The organism is Streptomyces sp. NBC_00377 (assembly GCF_036075115.1).
Taxonomy (GTDB): Bacteria; Actinomycetota; Actinomycetes; order Streptomycetales; family Streptomycetaceae; genus Streptomyces.
This window is the reverse complement of the sequence record NZ_CP107958.1, coordinates 5332616-5350943: the sequence shown is the minus strand read 5'-3', so window position 1 is coordinate 5350943 and position 18328 is coordinate 5332616. Positions and strand designations below refer to the sequence as shown.

The following is an 18328-nucleotide window of genomic DNA, read 5'->3' as shown; positions in this document are numbered from 1 at the left end:
GGGTGCCCCCCGGCACCCCGTTCTTCATGCCCCCGGAAGCTACACGCTTGTTCGACGTTGCGCTCCCCCTACCGGTGAGAAGTGCCCCGGATCGCCGAAATTCCTCACATTCGAGGGTCATGGGCGATAAATGAACGACCCCGCCCCTGAACAGGGACGGGGTCGTAGGGCGATCGATACGGTCAGCCGCCCGCGCCGTACGCGACCGCCAGGTACTGCGGATCGCCCGAGGTGCCGCCGTCGTCGGCGTACACCTCCGACATGTACAGGTGCCCCTGGGAGTAGAGGACTTCGGAGTACTCCGGGGACAGACTGGTCTCCAGGTCGCGCACCGACTCCGTGGACGGGTTCTGCAACAGCGTGGTCGCCTTGAAGGAGCCCCCGGCGATGCTGACGACCTGGCCGCCCTTGTCGTACGGCGGCCGCTTGTAGGCGATCAGGTTGGTGCCGTCCATGCGCAGCGGGTAGATCGTGTAGCCGTCGCCGGCGTCGGCGCGCTGGCCGGTCTGCTTGCCGGTGGCCAGGTCGAAGGCGACGACCTCGTTGGTCCGGCTGTACTCGCCGGTGCCGTCGTGCTCCTCGGTGGGGACGTAGATCCGGCCGTTGCCGACGGCCAGGCCGGTGCAGGCCTCGATCCTGGTGATGCCTTCGCAGTCGGCCGCGTACTGGTCGCCCGGCACCGAGATACGGGTGCGCAGCTTGCCGGTCTTGTTGTCGATGGAGAAGAAGTCCGAGATGCCGCTGCCGTCGCCGGCGCTGTCGCCGACGTCGGCGGCCACCACCAGGGGGTCGCTCGACACGACGGACGCGTACTCGATGCCCGTGGCCAACTTGTACTCGGAGAGCACCTTCCCGGACACCGGGTCGATGGTCTGGATGTGCAGCTCGGGGTTGTCGTACGCGCCGCACTTGCGCACCGCCACCAGCTTCGGGCCGCCGCCGTAGCCGGCGTCGTAGCAGGTGTCGGCCGGCTTCGGCGACCACAGCACCTTGCCGGAGTCGATGTCGAAGGCCGCGCCGCCGCTGGTGCTGCCGAGGGCGACCGTGTTCCCGCTGACCGTGACGTTGTCGAAACGGAGCGGGTAGTCACCGGAGTTGACGGTCTTCTTCCACAGTTGCCTGCCCGCCACGAGGTCGATCGCCGCGACCTGGTCGCAGGCGGCCGTCTCGGCGCTGCTCGCCTGGAAGGTGACCGCCGTGCGGTGGTCGTCGGTGGCGAACCTGCTGGCCTCGCACACCGGGCCGGGCAGCTTGACCGTCCAGAGCTTGGTGCCCTTGTCCGGGTCGTAGCCCGCGATCTCGTTGACGCCCGTCTTCACGAACGCCTTGTCGGTCACCCAGGAGCCCTTGACGCCGACGCTGTCGCCCTTCTTGATCACGGGCATCGGAACCTTGAAGAGGACATCGGAGGCGGGATCGGACGGCACCTTCTCACTGCCTCCGGCGGACGTGCCCCCGGTCCCGCCCGTGCCGCCGGTGTCGCCTCCGCCGCCGGTCGGGCCGGCGCTGTCCGCCTCCTCCTTCTTGCCACCGTCGTTCGACTTCGAGTACCAGACGCCGGCGCCGACGATCAGCGCGATCGCGACGACCGCCCCGACGATGATCGCCACCTGCGCGTTGAACTTCCTGCCCGCGCCGCCGCCCGGTCCCTGGCCGGGGCCGCCGGCCTGCGGATGCATCGGCACCGTGGGCTGCCCCGGGTAGCCGTAACCCGGCTGGGGGGTCGGATACCCCGGCCCACCCGGGTAGCCGTAGCCGGGCTGCTGACCGTAGGGGGCCGTCGGCGGGCCGTAGGGGTTCGGCTGCTGGGGCTGACCGTAGGCGGGGGGTACGGACGGGCCCGGCTGGGCCGGGTAGCCGTATCCGGGGTGGGCGGCCGGGGGCTGCGGCGGCGTCGGGCCGCCCGGCGCCTGCGGGTAGCCGTACCCCGGCTGGGGCTGCTGCGGGGGCCCGGACGGGGCCGGCGGCGCGGGCGTCTGCGGAGCGGCCTGCGGAGGCTGAGCCCCCTGCGCCGGGGCCTGCGGGGCCTGCGGGTAGCCGTAGCCCGGCTGCGGGGTCTTCGTCAGGTCGGGGCCCGCGGGCTGCGGCGCGGCGTCCTGAGGTGCGGGGTCCTGGGGAGCCGCGTCCTTCGGTACGGCGTCCTGCACGGGCGGGTCCTGCGGCGGCTGGGGCGGGCCGAAGCCATCCTGCTGCGGCTGCTGCGGGGGCTGGTTCGGCGGTGGGGGCGGCGGCTGGCTCATGGTGTGGATACCTCGGGAGAACGCTCGGAAGGCTCGGGCGGACGGGGCGGAGACGTCGACGGGGCAGGTGAGGCGGTGGGACGCCTCACTTGCCGTAGGCGAGCATCAGCTTCTCCTTCGATTCGTCGTTGCCCGTCAGCCGGGTGGAGGAGAGGTAGAGGCGCCCGCCGACCCAGGCCAGGTCGCGCGAGAAGAAGCCGTTCTCGATCTCGGCCGTGCTCTCGGGAAGCTGCATCAGCGTCACCGGCGTGTGCGCGGACCCCGCCGTCGGGATGCCCACCACCCGGCCGGCCGCGTCGTACGACGGCTCGACGTAGGCGACGAGATTGCCGCCCTCGACCTTCACCGGCAGCATCGCCTCGTCGGCCGGCGACTTCACGCGCCACTTCTCCTTGCCGGTGGAGAGGTCGATCGCCACGATCTCGTTGGGGCCGCTCTTCGCCTCGGTCGGCAGGTACAGCGTGTTCGCGTCGGAGGCCGTGCCCGAGCAGCCCGTCAGGTTGCGCTGGAGGAATCCGGAGTCGCACTCGGGCGCGAAGTCCTCGTCGAAGCCGACCTGCGAGCGGTACGAGCCGTCCGGCTTGAACGTCGCGATGTTCCAGCTGTTCTTGTCCTCGTTGGTGCTGTAGACCACCAGCGGGTCGACGGAGAACGTCTTCGAGACCCGCCAGCCCTTCCCGAACTTCTGGGTCCACCTGGCCTTGCCGGTCGCCGGGTCCAGCTCCTGGATCTCGTCGTGCTCGCCTGCCTCGGACGCGTCGCAGGACGCCACCGCGTACAGCCGGGTCCCGCCCGCGAACGCCGTCGGGAAGCATGCGTCGCCGTACTTCTGCTTGTCGTACAGCTTCTTGCCGGTGCGGACGTCGTACGCCGTGCCGGACTGCGAGCGGCCGACCATCAGCGTGTTGCCGGTCAGCGACAGCTCGACGCTGATGGCGCTGTCGAACAGCGCGCCGTCCGCCACCACGCCCTTCCAGCCCCGGGCCCCGGTGCCGAGGTCGATCTGCTGGAGCTGGTTGCACTTGGCGCGGTCGCTGGTGCCGCTCATGTACGCCACGACGACCTTGTCGTCCGCCGTCTTCTGCGGGGTGACCGCACAGATCTTCTGCGGCAGGGCGATGGTCTCCCAGGTCGGCCTGCCGTCGCCGACGTTGTACGCGACGACCTGCTTGTACGCCGCTTTCACGGCCGCCTTGGAGGTGATCCACATGCCGGGGGCGTCGGCGCCGGAGGCGGGTGCGTCGGGCGCCTCCTTGTACCAGAGGACCTTCGCCTCGCCGGACTTGCGGTCCGCGTTGAAGTCCTCGGTGTCGTCGCCGCCGTCGCCGCTGCCGTCACCGGGGTTGACGGGTGCCCCACTGGTGGTGGCCTTGCCGTCGTCGCTCGGTCCGGCGACCGGCTTCTTGTCGGCCTTGTCGTCGCCGCCCGTGACGGCGTACACCGTCCCGCCGATCACCAGCAGCGCCGCCACCGCGGCCCCGATCACCAGCGCCGGCCGCCCCTTGAAGGGGTTGCGCCCGCCCGGCGGCGTACCGGGTGCGCCGGGGAACTGGGGCGGCTGCGGATAGCCGTAACCGGGCTGCGGGCCGTAGGGGCCCTGTTGTCCGTACGGTCCCGGCTGGGCGTAGGGGCCGGGCTGACCGTTGTAGGGACCGGGCTGCCCGTAGGGACCGGGCTGCTGGGGCTGCCCGTACGGTCCGGGCTGCTGCGGCGGTTGCTGCGGGTAGCCGTAGCCCGGCTGCGGCGGCTGGGCCGGCGGACCCTGGGGCTGCTGCGGCGGCACGGGAGGGGCGCCGAAGCCACCCTGCGACGGCGGCGGCGCCTGCGGTGCCGGCGGCTGGTGCGGCTGGTCCTGCGGTGCTCCGAAACCACCCTGCTGCGGCGGCTGATTGGGCGGCTGAGCCATCAGCGTGTTCCCCCTATGTCACTGATTTTTAGCCACGCCCCCAGGTCAGTGACCCACCCGGAGCCGTCTTCAGAAGTTCTCAGACGGCTCTTTCTATCACCCGTGACCGACAGCTCCAGGGGCCGATCCACCCCTGTTTCCAAGGGAGGACCGGCCTGTGATGCCGTCGTTATGCGCCTTCACGCACCCTTCACGCGTCCTCGGCGAGTTCCAGCCACCGCAGTTCCAGCTCCTCGCGCTCGCCGGTCAACTCCCGCAGCTCGGCGTCGAGTTTCGCCACCTTCTCGAAGTCGGTGGCGTTGTCGGCGATCTGGGCGTGCAGCCTGGACTCCTTGTCGGAGACCTTGTCCAACTGCCGCTCGATCTTCTGGAGTTCCTTCTTGGCGGCACGCTGGTCGGCGGCGCTCTTCTCGGTCAGCGGCTTCTGCGCGACCGCCGGGGCGGCGGAGGCGGCCGCGGCCTCCTCCATGCGCTGCCGGCGTTCGATGTACTCGTCGATGCCGCGCGGGAGCATCCGCAGCGCGGCGTCGCCGAGGAGGGCGAAGACACGGTCCGTCGTCCGCTCCACGAAGAAGCGGTCGTGGGAGATGACGATCATCGAGCCGGGCCAGCCGTCGAGGAGGTCCTCGAGCTGGGTGAGGGTCTCGATGTCGAGGTCGTTGGTGGGCTCGTCGAGGAAGAGGACGTTGGGCTCGTCCATGAGGAGGCGCAGGATCTGAAGGCGGCGGCGCTCACCGCCCGACAGGTCGCCGACCGGCGTCCACTGCTTGTCCTTGTTGAAACCGAACGTCTCGCAGAGCTGCCCGGCGGTCATCTCGCGCCCCTTGCCGAGGTCGACGCGTTCGCGCACCTGCTGCACGGCTTCCAGCACCCGCAGGTTCGGGTCGAGTTCGGCGACCTCCTGGGAGAGGTAGGCGAGCTTGACGGTCCGGCCGACGACGACCCGGCCGGCCGCGGGCTGCGTCTCGCCCTCGGTGCGGGCGGCCTCGGCCAGGGCCCGCAGCAGGGAGGTCTTGCCCGCGCCGTTCACGCCGACGAGGCCGATGCGGTCGCCGGGGCCGAGATGCCACGTGATGTGCTTCAGCAGCACCTTGGGACCGGCCTGGACGGTGACGTCCTCGAGGTCGAAGACGGTCCGGCCGAGCCGGGAGGACGCGAACTTCATCAGCTCGCTGCTGTCGCGCGGCGGCGGCACGTCCGCGATGAGCTCGTTGGCCGCCTCGACGCGGAACCGCGGCTTGGACGTCCGCGCGGGGGCGCCGCGGCGCAGCCAGGCCAGCTCCTTGCGGACCAGGTTCTGCCGCTTGGTCTCCTCCGTGGCGGCGATGCGCTCACGCTCCGCGCGCGCGAAGACGTAGTCGGAGTAGCCGCCCTCGTACTCGTGGACGGCGCCACGCTGCACGTCCCACATGCGCGTGCAGACCTGGTCGAGGAACCAGCGGTCGTGGGTGACGCAGACGAGCGCGGAGCGGCGCTCGCGCAGGTGCCGGGCGAGCCAGGAGATGCCCTCGACGTCGAGATGGTTCGTCGGCTCGTCCAGGACGATCAGGTCCTGCTCCTCGATGAGCAGCTTGGCGAGCGCGATCCGTCGGCGCTCACCGCCGGACAGCGGGCCGATGACGGTGTCCAGGCCCTGCGGGAACCCGGGCAGGTCGAGCCCGCCGAACAGCCCGGTGAGCACGTCTCTGACCTTGGCGTTGCCGGCCCACTCGTGGTCGGCCATGTCCCGGATGACCTCGTGCCGGACGGTCGCGGTCGAGTCCAGCGAGTCGTGCTGGGTGAGCACGCCGAGGCGCACCCCGCCGGAGTGCGTGACCCGGCCGGAGTCCGCCTCCTCCAGCTTGGCGAGCATGCGGATCAGCGTGGTCTTCCCGTCGCCGTTGCGGCCGACGACGCCGATCCGGTCCCCTTCGGACACGCCGAGCGAGATGCCGTCGAGCAGTGCACGGGTCCCGTACACCTTGCTGACGTTCTCGACATTGACCAGATTGACGGCCATTTCACTCCTGCGCATCGGGGTCGGTCAGCCTTCTAGCCTACGGCCTGGGGGGTGGGGGGCCTGGCGCGAGGGGGCGGTCACTCTTGGTGATGGCGTGGCCGGTGTGCGGCCGCGACATCGCTGTCGGCCCGACCGCCGTCGACGAGCGCGGGCCGCGGAGCCGGTTCTCAGACCACCGTCGCGCCCGCCGCCGGCGCCGTCGCCACGCGGACCGTGCGGCAGGTGCCGGAGGCGCGCAGGGCGTCGGCCACCGTCCCGGCCGATCCGGGATCACGGACGAGGAAGGCCGTCGTCGGGCCGGATCCGGAGACCAGCGCGGCCAGTGCGCCCGCGTCGCGTCCCGCCGCCAGCGTGTCGGCCAGTTCCGGGAAGAGGGACAGGGCCGCGGGCTGGAGGTCGTTGGAGACCGTGGCGGCGAGGGCGTCGGGGTCGCCGGCGGCCAGGGCGTCCAGGAGCACCTCGGAGGCGACCGGCTCGGGTACGTCCCGGCCTGCCGTGAGCCGGTCGAACTCGCGGAACACCGACGGGGTCGACAGCCCCCGCCCGGCCATCGCGAACACCCAGTGGAACGTGCCGCCGACCTCCAGGGCCGTCAGCTTCTCGCCGCGCCCGGTGCCGAGGGCCGCCCCTCCGACCAGGCTGAACGGCACATCGCTGCCCAAGTCGGCGCAGATGTCGAGGAGTTCGCCACGGGTGGCGCCGGTGTCCCACAGGGCGTCGCAGGCCAGCAGCGCGCCCGCGCCGTCGGCGCTGCCGCCCGCCATGCCCCCGGCGACGGGAATGTCCTTGGCGATGTGCAGATGCACGTCGGGGGTGCGGCCGTACCGCCCGGCCAGCGCGATGGCGGCCCGCGCGGCCAGGTTCGTGCGGTCCAGAGGGACCTGGGCGGCGTCCGGGCCCTCGCAGGTGACGCGGAGTCCGTCGGCCGGGGTCACGGTGACCTCGTCGTACAGACCGACCGCGAGGAAGACGTTCGCCAGGTCGTGGAATCCGTCCGCGCGGGCGGCGCCGACCGCGAGCTGCACGTTGACCTTGGCCGGCACCCGTACGGTGACGCTCACTCGGAGTCCTTCCGCTTCGGCGCTTCGAGGGGCGACGGGGAGGCGGGGGACCCGGGAGTCCCGGTGGGCACCGGGGGGCCGTCGGGCGTGTCCCGGTCGGGCGCGGCCTCGGCGATCCGGGCGAACTCCTCGACGGTGAGGGCCTCGCCGCGGGCCTGCGGCGAGACGCCGGCCGCCACGAGGGCCGCCTCCGCCCGGGCCGCGGAGCCCGCCCAGCCGGCGAGCGCGGCCCGCAGGGTCTTGCGGCGCTGCGCGAACGCCGCGTCGACGACGGCGAAGACCTCGCGCCGCGACGCGGTGGTTCTGATCGGCTCGGTCCGCCGCACCAGCGACACCAGCCCGCTGTCCACGTTCGGCGCCGGCCAGAACACCTTGCGCCCGATGGCGCCGGCCCGCTTGACCTCCGCGTACCAGTTGGCCTTCACGGACGGCACGCCGTACACCTTCGAGCCGGGTCCGGCGGCGAGCCGGTCGGCGACCTCCGACTGGACCATGACGAGGGTGCGCTCGATGCTCGGGAAGTTCTCCAGCATGTGCAGCAGCACGGGCACGGCCACGTTGTACGGCAGGTTCGCGACCAGCGCGGTCGGGGCGGGGCCGGGCAGTTCGGTGACGTGCATCGCGTCGGAGTGCACCAGTGCGAAGCGCTCCGCGCGCTCCGGCATGCGCGCGGCGATCGTCGCGGGCAGCGCGCCGGCCAGGACGTCGTCGATCTCGACGGCCGTGACCCGGTCGGCGGTCTCCAGCAGCGCCAGGGTGAGGGAGCCGAGCCCGGGGCCGACCTCGACGACCACGTCGTCGGGCCGGACCTCCGCGGTGCGGACGATCCGGCGGACCGTGTTCGCGTCGATCACGAAGTTCTGGCCGCGCTGCTTGGTGGGACGGACGCCGAGGACCGCCGCCAGCTCACGGATGTCGGCGGGGCCCAGAAGGGCGTCGGGGGCGGGGCTGGTACTCACGGGACAAGGGTACGGGGGCGCACGGACACCGTCCGCCGCCGGACCTCTCACCCGTGCAGCCGCGTCCCGCAGTGCGGCCAGGGACTCGCCCCGCGGCGCACGTACAGCTTCTTCGCGCGGAGCGTCTGCTCGGCCGCCGGGGCGTCCTGGGGCCGGCCGCTGCCGCCGAGGCTCTGCCAGGTGCGGGTGTCGAACTGGTACAGCCCGCCGTACGTGCCCGAGGAGTCGACCGCGTTGGGCCGGCCACCCGACTCGCAGGCGGCGAGGCTCTGCCAGTCCAGGCCGTCGGCCCCTCGCACGGACGCCGGCAGCGGCTTCGTCCCGACCTTCACCACCTGCTCGCGCGGCTCGCGCACGATCTCGTCGCGGATCCGCCGCGGTGTCTGCCGTACGCCGTTGACGGTGCGCAGGGAGTACGTGATCCGTCGCAGCCCCGCGCGGCCGGCCCGCTCCACCACCTCCGTGCCCTTGAACAGCGACGGGTCGTCGGTGCGGCGCACCCCGAACGGGATCTGCTCGTCCCGCACCTCCTGGCTGCCGGTGATCCGCAGCACGGTGATCGTCTGCCCGTCGCGCGGGAAGCTGGCGAGCTCGACGGACGTGGTGTCCTCACCCCGCAGGATGATCCCGGCCGCCTCCACCGCCTCGCGCACGGTCGCCGCGTTGGTGCGGACGGTGCGCGCCCGGCCGTCGGCCATGACCGTGACCGACCGCTCGGTGCGCACGTCGAGCGCGAGTCCGGCGCGCCCGATCCGCTGGGAGCGCGAGACGGACATGTAGGCGCCCTCCGCACGCACCCCGAACTGTCGGAGCGCCTCCTCCACCGTGTGCGCCGTCGTCCACACCTCGTGCCGGTGGCCGTCCAGGGTGAGCCGGACGGGCCGCCCGTAGTGCACCGTGACCTCGTCGCCGCTGGCGAGGTCGGTGCCGGGTGCGGGCACGACCACGTCGTGCGCGCCCACCGGCACGCCTTCCTCCGCCAGGAGTTCGGTCACGTCGTCGGCGAAGGTGTGCAGGGTGCGCGGCTTGCCGTCGACGGTCAGCTCGACCGCCTTGTCCTCGGCGACGAAGGCGGTGGTGCCGCCGGCCAGGAAGGCGACGACGAGCGCCTGCGGGAGCAGCCGGCGCATCGTGGACTCCGGGCGCTCGGCGGAGCGGGTCCTGCGCCGGCGCGCGGCCCGCCGCCCCTCCTCCTGCCGCGGCACCGGCGACAGTCCGGTCCGCGCGGGGCCGGACAGCCGGACCGTCTCGGCGTATGCCGTGACCCCGGACGGCTGGAACGGCTCGGGGAACCGGGCGGTCCCGGTGAGCCGGACCGTCTCGGCGCACGCGGCGGCCCCGGACGGCTGGAACGGCTCGGGGAGCTGGAGGGTCCGGGGAGGCTGGAGGGTCCCGGGGCCCTGGGGCGGCGCCTCGTACGCCTCGTAGGCCTCGTAGGCGGGCCGGTACGTGTCGTCGTACGTACCGGGCGCCGCATACACGCCGTACGCGACCGTCTCGGCGTTGTGCAGGTCGACGTACGACTCACCACCGCCGTACGGCTCGTAGCCGAGGTACTGCGAGTTGCTCACGCCGACACTCCAGGGGAGGGGTCCGGATCGGGCCCCCAGAACCTAGCGGAGCGACGGTCACTCTCCAAAGTGGCGCGGCTACTGAGAGTTGTGTTCGACGGGCGATCTCCGGTCAGTAGCCGAACGCGCGTGCGGTGTTGGCGGCGAGTGCGGTGGCCAGGGTGTCCTCGTCGATGTCCCGTACGGCGGCCATGGCGCGCACCGTGACGGGAACGAGATAAGGGGCGTTGGGCCGTCCGCGGTAGGGCGCCGGCGTCAGGAAGGGGGCGTCCGTCTCCACGAGCAGCAGTTCCAGCGGGGCCACGGCGACGGCGTCCCGGAGGTTCTGGGCGTTCTTGAAGGTGACGTTGCCGGCGAAGGACATGAAGTATCCGGCGCGGGCGCAGATCTCGGCCATCTCGGCGTCGCCCGAGTAGCAGTGGAAGACGGTGCGCTCGGGCGCGCCCTCCTCCTTCAGGACGCGCAGGACGTCGGCGTGGGCGTCGCGGTCGTGGATGACCAGGGCCTTGCCGTGCCGCTTGGCCATCTCGATGTGGGCGCGGAAGGAGTCCTCCTGCGCTTCCTTGCCCTCGGGGCCGGTGCGAAAGTGGTCGAGTCCCGTCTCACCGACGCCCTTGACGTGCGGAAGCGCGGCGAGGCGGTCGATCTCGGCGAGCGCCTCCTCGAGCGCCCCCGCACCTCCGGCCTCGCGCGCACCCTGCCGGGACCAGTTGTCGGGGTCGCCGTGCACGATGCGCGGCGCCTCGTTGGGGTGCAGGGCGACCGCCGCGTGGACGCTGTCGTACGCCGCCGCCGTCTCGGCCGCCCACCGGGAGCCCCGTACGTCGCAGCCGACCTGGACGACGGTCGTCACACCCACGGACGCGGCTTTCGCGAGGGCCTCCGCCACCGTGCCCGACTGCATGTCGAGATGGGTGTGGGAGTCGGCGACCGGCACCCCCAGGGGAGCCGGAAGCGGCGGTGCGGCGCTCTTGTCGGCGCGTGGTGCGGCGTTCGAAGGCATGTCCCGATCCTACGGAAGGGACATGCCCTCGTCGGCCGGCTGCCGACCGGCTGTCCACCGGCACCGGCTCACCTTGCGGCTGCCCGTCCTGCGGTGGCCCGTCCTGCGGCTAGCTCGCCTTGCGGAACGGGTGCAGGAGATCGGACAGGTGCCAGTGGTGCTGCGGCTGTCCCTCGGCGGGAGCCTCGGGCTGTCCCTCCGCCGACGTCACCGGCGCCTGCGCCGGTCCGGCCGGGGCCGCCTTGTGCTGGCGCGCCGCGCTGAGCACCGAGGAGACCTGCCCGGCCCGCATGATGCGCACGACGTGCCCGTCGCAGTTCACGCACGCGGGGCGGCTGAGCGGCGACGGCACGATGCGGCCGTCCGTCACGTAGAGGACGAACTGGTGGCCGTCGGCGTCGGTGTGGTGCTCTATCTCGAAGGCCTGCTCCCAGCCGTGCCCGCAACGCATGCAGGCGAAGGAGTACGACTCGTTGACGACGGCGCTCGCGCCGCCGCGGAGGCCGGTCTGCCCTGTGATGTCACTCATGACCGCTCCTGTGGTCCGCCGGTGGGACGGTTGAAGTCCCGTCGTCCAGTGGACGCCTCCCCCGGGTCGAATGCACTCGACCTGTGCACTGTTGAAGTCGATTTGGGCGTCCCTTGCCAGAACACCCGGGGTCCTTTGCCCGCACATGGGGCGCACGCTCAGACGACATGCGCCCTGCTCAGAGGGGGTGTGAGCCCCTTCACAACACCCGGCGACAACCGTCACAGGCCCCCGGCGTTCTTCGCCGCCACCACCGCGTCGAACACCTCCCGCTTGGGCAGCCCGGCCTCCGCCGCCACCGCCGCGATGGCCTCCTTGCGGCGCTCGCCCGCCTCCTCGCGGACCTGGACGCGCCGCACCAGCTCCGTCGCGTCGAAGTCCTCGGGCCCGCGCTCGGGCGCCCCGGTGACGACGACGGTGATCTCGCCCCGCACGCCTTCGGCCGCCCATTCCGCCAGTTCGCCGAGCGGGCCGCGCTTCACCTCTTCGTACGTCTTGGTGAGCTCACGGCAGACAGCGGCCCGCCGGTCCGCGCCGAACGCCTCGGCCATCGCGGCGAGGGTGTCGTCGAGCCGGTGCGGGGCCTCGAAGTACACGAGGGTCCGGCGCTCCTGCGCCACCTCCCGCAGCCGGGAGAGCCGCTCCCCCGCCTTCCTCGGCAGGAATCCCTCGAAGCAAAACCGGTCGACCGGGAGCCCGGACAGGGCCAGCGCGGTGAGCACCGCGGACGGGCCGGGGACGGCGGTGACCCGGATGTCCTGCTCGACGGCCGCGGCGACCAGCCGGTACCCGGGGTCCGAGACGGACGGCATCCCGGCGTCGGTCACGAGCAGCACGCGCGCGCCGCCCACCAGTTCCTTCACCAGCTCGGGGGTACGGCCGGACTCGTTGCCCTCGAAGTAGGACACGACACGCCCCTTGGGCGTCACACCGAGCGCCTGGGTCAGCCGCCGGAGCCGGCGCGTGTCCTCGGCGGCGATGACGTCGGCCCCGGCCAGCTCCTCGGCGAGCCGGGGCGGGGCGTCGGAGACGTCGCCGATGGGAGTGCCGGCGAGAACGAGGATTCCGGGCGTAGCTGTCACGTTTCCATCCTCGCAGGGCGGGACACGGCTCGGTCGACCAGGCCGGGTAGGGCCCATGCACGGGACTCACACAGACCTGTTCCCTACGATGGCGCGGTGACCAGTACCGCGTCCTCCATGGACTCCACGGACTACCGGCAAGGCCGGACGCCGCCCGACCAGCGGCCGTCGTGGCAGCAACGGCTGCGCCGCTTCGGATACACCGCGGAGCCCTCCGCCGACGTCCGGGAGCGGCTGGTGCCGCCGTTCGCGCAGCCCAGTCCGCGGTTGTGGCAGGCCCTGGGGATCCCGCCCCTGTGGACGGACCGGATCGCGCGCTGGTCGCCCTGGGGCGGTCCGCTGCTGGTCACGCTGCTGGCGGGCGTGCTGCGGTTCTGGCACCTGGGCAGCCCCAAGGCGGTGATATTCGACGAGACGTACTACGCGAAGGACGCGTGGGCGGTCGTCCACCGCGGGTTCGAGGTCAACTGGGACAAGAACGCCAACGACGTCATCCTCTCCACGGGCGGGCATGTGACGATCCCGGCGGACGCGGCGTACGTCGTGCATCCGCCGGTCGGCAAGTACGTGATCGGGCTGGGCGAACTGATCTTCGGGTTCGACCCGTTCGGCTGGCGGTTCATGACGGCGGTGCTCGGCACCCTCAGTGTCCTGCTGCTGTGCCGGATCGGCCGCCGGATCTTCCGCTCCACCTTCCTGGGCTGCCTGGCGGGTGCGCTGATGGCGGTCGACGGGCTCGCCTTCGTGATGAGCCGTACCTCGCTGCTCGACGGCGTGCTGATGTTCTTCGTGCTGGCGGCCTTCGGCTGTCTGGTGGTCGACCGGGACAGGGCGCGCGCGAGACTCGCCGCCGCGCTTCCCGTGGACGCGGACGGCCGCCACCGTCCCGATCCGCACATCGCGCAGACCACGGGTCTGGGCTGGCGGCCCTGGCGCTGGGGCGCGGGCCTGATGCTGGGTCTGGCCATCGGCACGAAGTGGAACGGCCTGTACATCCTGGTCGCGTTCTGCCTGATGGCGGTGTTGTGGGACGTCGGCTCGCGCAAGGTGGCGGGCGCCCGCCATCCGTACCTGGCGGTGCTGAGGCGCGACACGGGCATCGCGTTCCTCGCCACGGTCCCGGTCGCGCTGATCACCTACCTGGTGTCGTGGACGGGCTGGATCCTGTCCGCCACCGACGGCAAGGGCGGCTACTACCGCAGCTGGGCGGCGACCGACGGCAAGGGCGGCAACTGGACCTGGCTGTTCCCCGACTGGTGGCGCAGCCTGTGGCACTACGAGCACGAGGTCTACGAGTTCCACACCCACCTCACCTCGCCGCACACGTACCAGTCGAACCCGTGGAGCTGGCTCGTCCTGGGCCGGCCTGTCTCGTACTTCTACGAGTCGCCCGCCCCCGGCAAGGACGGCTGCCCGTCCGACGCGGGCGAGAAGTGCGCCCGCGAGGTCCTGGCGATCGGCACCCCGCTGCTGTGGTGGGCGGCCTGCTTCGCGATCCTCTACGTCCTGTGGCGCTGGCTGTTCCGCCGCGACTGGCGCGCGGGCGCGATCGTCTGCGGTATCGCGGCCGGCTACCTGCCGTGGTTCATGTACCAGGAACGCACGATCTTCCTCTTCTACGCCGTCGTCTTCCTGCCCTTCCTGTGCCTCGCGGTGGCGATGATGATCGGCGCGCTCGTCGGCCCACCGGGCGCCGGCGACACCCGCCGCGTGGCGGGCGCCACGGGAGCGGGCGTCCTCGTCCTGCTCATCGCCTGGAACTTCATCTACTTCTGGCCCCTGTACACGGGGCAGGCGATCCCGATCGACGACTGGCGTTCACGTATGTGGCTGGATACATGGGTCTAACGATTGCGGAAACTCCTGCCCCGCCAGTTGCCCTTTCCGCTTAGTGTGAGGCTGAGCGCACTTTCTGAACGTGTTCAGAATGGCCCGCGAGGGCGGCGACGGGGACAACGGGGAGGATCCACACCATGCGCAAGGGGGCCAAAGCGGCCATTGTCGGCTCAGTGTTCGCCGTGATGGTGGGCGGGGCCGGGTACGGGGCCTTCAACCTCGTGAACGCGCTGAACGACGGCGGCAACGGGGGCGACGGATCGGCGGGCGGTGAACCCGCCGTCGTCAAGACCGGGCCGCCGAGCGGGTCCGAGGTGAAGGAGGCGAGCACCAAATTCTTCGCCGCCTGGACGAAGGGACAGGCCGCCGCGGCCGCCGATCTCACCAACAACGCGGCGAAGGCCGAACCCCTCCTGACCTCCTACGGCCAGGCGGCGCACATCACCGGAGTGAAGATCACCCCGGGCGCGCCGGTCGGCGCCCGGGTGCCGTTCAGCGTCAAGGCGACGGTGTCGTACCAGGGGAAGTCCAAGCCGCTCGCGTACCGGAGCCAGCTGACCGTCGTGCGGGGCCTCACCACCGGGAAGGCACTGGTGGACTGGGCGCCCTCGGTGGTGCACCCCGAGCTGAAGTCCATGGACGACACGCTGGTCACGGGTGCTTCGGCGGCGCCGGCGATCGAGGCCGTGGACCGGGACGGCAAGGTCCTGACGAAGGAGAAGTACCCCTCCCTCGGGCCCATCCTCGACCAGCTGCGCGCCAAGTACGGCACCAAGGCTGGCGGAACGGCCGGCATCGAGCTGGCGATCAGACACGTCACCCCGGACAGCGCCGACACCCCGCTGCTGACCCTCGCCGAGGGCAAGCCGGGCAAACTGCCCACCACCCTCAGCGCGGGCGTGCAGGCGGCCGCCGAGAAGGCGGTGGAGAAGTACGCCCAGTCGTCGGTGGTGGCGGTCAAGCCGAGCACCGGCGAGGTGCTGGCGGTCGCGAACAACCGGACGGACGGCTGGAACGCCGCGTTCCTCGGAGAGGTGGCGCCCGGCTCCACGATGAAGATCGTCAGCGCGGCGACCCTCATCGACGGCGGGCTCACCACCGCGAACGGTCCCGCGCCCTGCCCGCCCTCGGCCGTCTCCGAGAGCCAGACCTTCCACAACATCACCGGCATGAAGCCGAACGAGAACGCGACCCTCTCCGAGAGCTTCGCCCGCTCCTGCAACACGGCGTTCGTGAAGTTCGCGGACGAGGTGAAGGTCGACTCGCTGACCGAGGAGGCCAAGGAGCGCTTCGGGATCGGCCTCGACTGGCAGACCGGCATCCCGTCCTTCGACGGCTCCGTGCCGGCCGCCGGAGGACCGGACACCGCGGCCGCGCTGATCGGCCAGGGCCAGGTCCAGATGAACCCGCTGAACATGGCGTCGGTCACGGCGACCGCGATGACGGGCACCTTCCGGCAGCCGGTGATCGTGCCGCTCAGCCTCGACGGCCGTACACCGGCACACGCGCGTGGCCTGTCGTCGAGCACCGTGCAGCAACTGCGCTCCATGATGAACCGCACCGCGACCAGCGGCACCGCAGCCCAGGTGATGGCCGGGCTGAGCGGTGGGATCGGCGCGAAGACGGGTTCCGCCGAGGTCGACGGACAAGCGAGGTCCGACAGCTGGTTCACCGGGTACCGGGGGGACGTCGCGGCCGCGGCGATGGCCCAGGACGGCGGGCACGGCGTCGACGCGTCCGGCCCGATCGTCGTGGCGGTGCTGCGGGCGGGCTGAACAGACGGCCACGGTGGCTGACGTCACACGTGACGTCACCCTCACAGCACGGGACTCTAGGGTGGTTGCCGTCGTTGGGGTCGTGAGGGCAACGAGGGCAGCGGGGCTGGGGGGAAAGCCCCTGGGGATCCGGAGGACCTGGCAGTGGGCAAGCGAAGGCGCGTCGAGGAACGGCGCAAGAAGCGGCGGCCCGCCGTGGCCGGCGGCATGATCGCCGTGGTGGTCGGCGGGACGGGGTTCGGCGTCTGGGCGCTGTACGGCGGCGGAGCGGCGGCCGACGAGGGTTCCGCCGCGGCCGCCAACGGCAAGCAGGTGCCCAGGGTCAGGGCCGATGCGCCGTCGGCGACCGAGGCGCAGTCCGCGGCCACCCGGTTCCTGACGGCCTGGCAGCAGGGCAAGGTGACCGGGGCGGCCGCCGCCACGGACGACTCGGCGGCCGCGACCGCCCTTCTGACCGGCTACACCAAGGACGCCCACATCACGGGCGTCACCCTCACCGCCGGCACGCCCAGCGGCACGAAGATCCCGTTCTCCGTGAAGGGCACGGTGAAGTACAAGAACGTCAGCAAGCCGCTCGCGTACGACAGCGCCCTCACCGTCGTCCGCAACCCGAAGAACGGCAAGGCGCAGGTCGACTGGCACGCGTCCGTCGTCCACCCGGACCTCCAGGACGGCGACACCCTCGTCACCGGAGAGTCCGGCACCCCGCCGGTCAAGGCCCTCGACAGCAAGGGCGGCGAGCTCACGGCGGCCGCGTACCCCTCCCTGGAGCCGGTCCTGGACGGCCTGCGGGAGAAGTACGGCAAGAAGGCGGGCGGCAAGGCCGGCGTGGAGCTCCGGGCGGTCCGAGGCAAGGCGTCGAAGGCGAAGAAGGCCTCCGACAAGACGCTGCTGGAGCTCAGCAAGGGCACCCCGGGCACCGTGCGGACCACACTGAGCCCCACCCTCCAGGCGGCCGCCGAGCAGCAGGTGGCGAAGACCGCGCGCTCGTCGGTGGTCGTGATGCGGCCCTCGACCGGCGAGATCCTCGCGGTGGCGAACGCCGGTCACGGCTTCAACACCGCGTTCAACGGCTCGCTGGCGCCCGGTTCCACCATGAAGGTGATCACCTCGTCGCTGCTCATCGAGAAGGACCTCGCGTCGGCGGACAAGGTGCACCCCTGCCCGAAGACGTTCACCTACGGCGGCTGGAAGTTCCACAACGACGACGACTTCCAGATCACCGGCGGCACGTTCAAGGCGAGCTTCGCCCGCTCCTGCAACACCGCCTTCATCAGCCAGGCGCCCGAGCTGAGCAACGACAGCCTGACCAAGCAGGCGCAGCAGGTGTTCGGGCTGTCGATGAACAACTGGGCCATCGGCGTGCCGTCCTTCGACGGCTCGGTGCCGGTGCAGTCGGCGGCCCAGATGGCGGCGTCGCTGATCGGCCAGGGCGGCGTCCGGATGAACCCGCTGAACATGGCGTCGGTCGCCGCCACCGTGAAGGCGGGCAGTTTCCACCAGCCGTACCTGGTCGCCCCGTCGGTGGACGGCCGCACGCTGGCGAAGGCCTCGCGCACGATGTCCTCGTCCACGGTGTCGCAGTTGCGGGAGCTGATGAACTACACGGCCGCGGCCGGCACCGCCGCCGAGGCCATGTCCGGTCTGGGCCCCGACTACGGCGCCAAGACGGGCTCGGCGGAGGTCGACAGCCAGGACAAGCCCAACGGCTGGTTCACCGCCTACCGCGGCGACCTGGCGGCCGCCGGTGTCGTCCAGGCGGGCGGCCACGGCGGCGACACGGCCGGTCCGATCGTGGCGTCGCTGCTGCGGATGGGCGGCTGAGACCCGGCTGGGGTTCTGTCTCTCGGATCAGGCCGGAGGAGGCGACGGGACGGCTCGCCGCAGAGGCGCGTGCCCCACACGTCTGCGGTCCGGTCCGAACGGGCGGCCCTCAGTGCGTGACGGGCTGCGCCGTCGCCGTGTAGGTGCGCCGCAGGAACCGCAGCAGCGTCTTCGACTCGAACTGCACGACCGAGACGCCGTGCGCGGAGTGGAACTCGACGACGGCCTGGACCCGTCCGCACGGCCAGATCCGCACCTCTCCGGTACCGGCCGGGGCGCGCAGCCCCTGTTCGAGAAGGGCGCGGGAGAACGTCCACTCCCGGCGGTCGGGCAGCCCGACGCGGACCGATCGGGGTTCCCCGGGGTCGTAGCGCAGGACGACGGGTACGGCCGCGTCTTCCCCGATCCGGCCGGCGTCGTTCACGATGTGGGCTCGCGCGTACTGCTCGACTACGTCCATCGACCGGCCCTCTCACGCAGGGTGATCTGTGCGGAAGCCATGAATCCGCTTCCCTCCAATGTCGCATATTTTGCGGATCGCGC

13 protein-coding genes are annotated in these 18328 nt (G+C 71.8%); 3 read left to right on the top strand and 10 right to left on the bottom strand.

What is annotated here, in order from left to right; translation table 11 throughout:
• Positions 1–182: 182 nt before the first annotated feature.
• The 9 genes from OHS71_RS24035 to rsmI all read right to left on the bottom strand — a co-directional run bounded on the left by OHS71_RS24035 (position 183) and on the right by rsmI (position 12350).
• On the bottom strand, positions 183–2240 hold the full coding sequence (locus tag OHS71_RS24035; protein ID WP_328481412.1) for an outer membrane protein assembly factor BamB family protein: 2058 nt from the start codon (positions 2238–2240) through the stop codon (positions 183–185).
• Between the two features lie 85 nt (positions 2241–2325).
• Positions 2326–4146, bottom strand: coding sequence for an outer membrane protein assembly factor BamB family protein (locus OHS71_RS24030; protein WP_328481411.1), 1821 nt, complete (start codon positions 4144–4146; stop codon positions 2326–2328).
• Between the two features lie 190 nt (positions 4147–4336).
• Complete coding sequence (locus OHS71_RS24025) at positions 4337–6145, bottom strand: ABC-F family ATP-binding cassette domain-containing protein (protein WP_328481410.1); 1809 nt, start codon at positions 6143–6145, stop codon at positions 4337–4339.
• 167 nt (positions 6146–6312) lie between these two features.
• On the bottom strand, positions 6313–7206 hold the full coding sequence (locus OHS71_RS24020) for a 4-(cytidine 5'-diphospho)-2-C-methyl-D-erythritol kinase (RefSeq protein WP_328481409.1): 894 nt from the start codon (positions 7204–7206) through the stop codon (positions 6313–6315).
• Entirely contained in the window at positions 7203–8165 is a 963-nt protein-coding gene (gene rsmA, locus OHS71_RS24015; RefSeq protein WP_328481408.1) for a 16S rRNA (adenine(1518)-N(6)/adenine(1519)-N(6))-dimethyltransferase RsmA, read from the bottom strand. Before rsmA ends, OHS71_RS24020 begins: the two co-directional genes overlap by 4 nt.
• 47 nt (positions 8166–8212) lie before the next feature.
• Positions 8213–9736, bottom strand: coding sequence for a ubiquitin-like domain-containing protein (locus OHS71_RS24010; RefSeq protein WP_328481407.1), 1524 nt, complete (start codon positions 9734–9736; stop codon positions 8213–8215).
• Positions 9737–9848: 112 nt separating this feature from the next.
• Positions 9849–10739 carry a TatD family hydrolase gene (locus tag OHS71_RS24005; protein ID WP_328481406.1) on the bottom strand — a complete coding sequence of 297 codons (891 nt, stop codon included), beginning with the start codon at positions 10737–10739 and terminating at the stop codon, positions 9849–9851.
• A 109-nt stretch (positions 10740–10848) separates the two neighbouring features.
• Entirely contained in the window at positions 10849–11268 is a 420-nt protein-coding gene (locus OHS71_RS24000) for a hypothetical protein (RefSeq protein WP_328481405.1), read from the bottom strand.
• A 221-nt stretch (positions 11269–11489) separates the two neighbouring features.
• Positions 11490–12350, bottom strand: coding sequence for a 16S rRNA (cytidine(1402)-2'-O)-methyltransferase (gene rsmI / locus OHS71_RS23995; RefSeq protein ID WP_328481404.1), 861 nt, complete (start codon positions 12348–12350; stop codon positions 11490–11492).
• Between the two features lie 96 nt (positions 12351–12446).
• Between rsmI and OHS71_RS23990 the strand changes: the two genes are divergently transcribed.
• The 3 genes from OHS71_RS23990 to OHS71_RS23980 all read left to right on the top strand — a co-directional run bounded on the left by OHS71_RS23990 (position 12447) and on the right by OHS71_RS23980 (position 17785).
• The gene (locus OHS71_RS23990) at positions 12447–14198 is read left to right on the top strand and encodes a dolichyl-phosphate-mannose--protein mannosyltransferase (RefSeq protein WP_328481403.1); all 1752 of its coding nucleotides are present in this window, start codon (positions 12447–12449) and stop codon (positions 14196–14198) included.
• Between the two features lie 125 nt (positions 14199–14323).
• On the top strand, positions 14324–15961 hold the full coding sequence (locus tag OHS71_RS23985) for a penicillin-binding transpeptidase domain-containing protein (protein ID WP_328481402.1): 1638 nt from the start codon (positions 14324–14326) through the stop codon (positions 15959–15961).
• Between the two features lie 144 nt (positions 15962–16105).
• On the top strand, positions 16106–17785 hold the full coding sequence (locus tag OHS71_RS23980) for a penicillin-binding transpeptidase domain-containing protein (protein WP_328481401.1): 1680 nt from the start codon (positions 16106–16108) through the stop codon (positions 17783–17785).
• A gap of 109 nt (positions 17786–17894) precedes the next feature.
• Here OHS71_RS23980 and OHS71_RS23975 read toward each other — a convergent pair whose 3' ends face one another.
• Entirely contained in the window at positions 17895–18245 is a 351-nt protein-coding gene (locus tag OHS71_RS23975; protein ID WP_328481400.1) for an SsgA family sporulation/cell division regulator, read from the bottom strand.
• Positions 18246–18328: the final 83 nt, after the last annotated feature.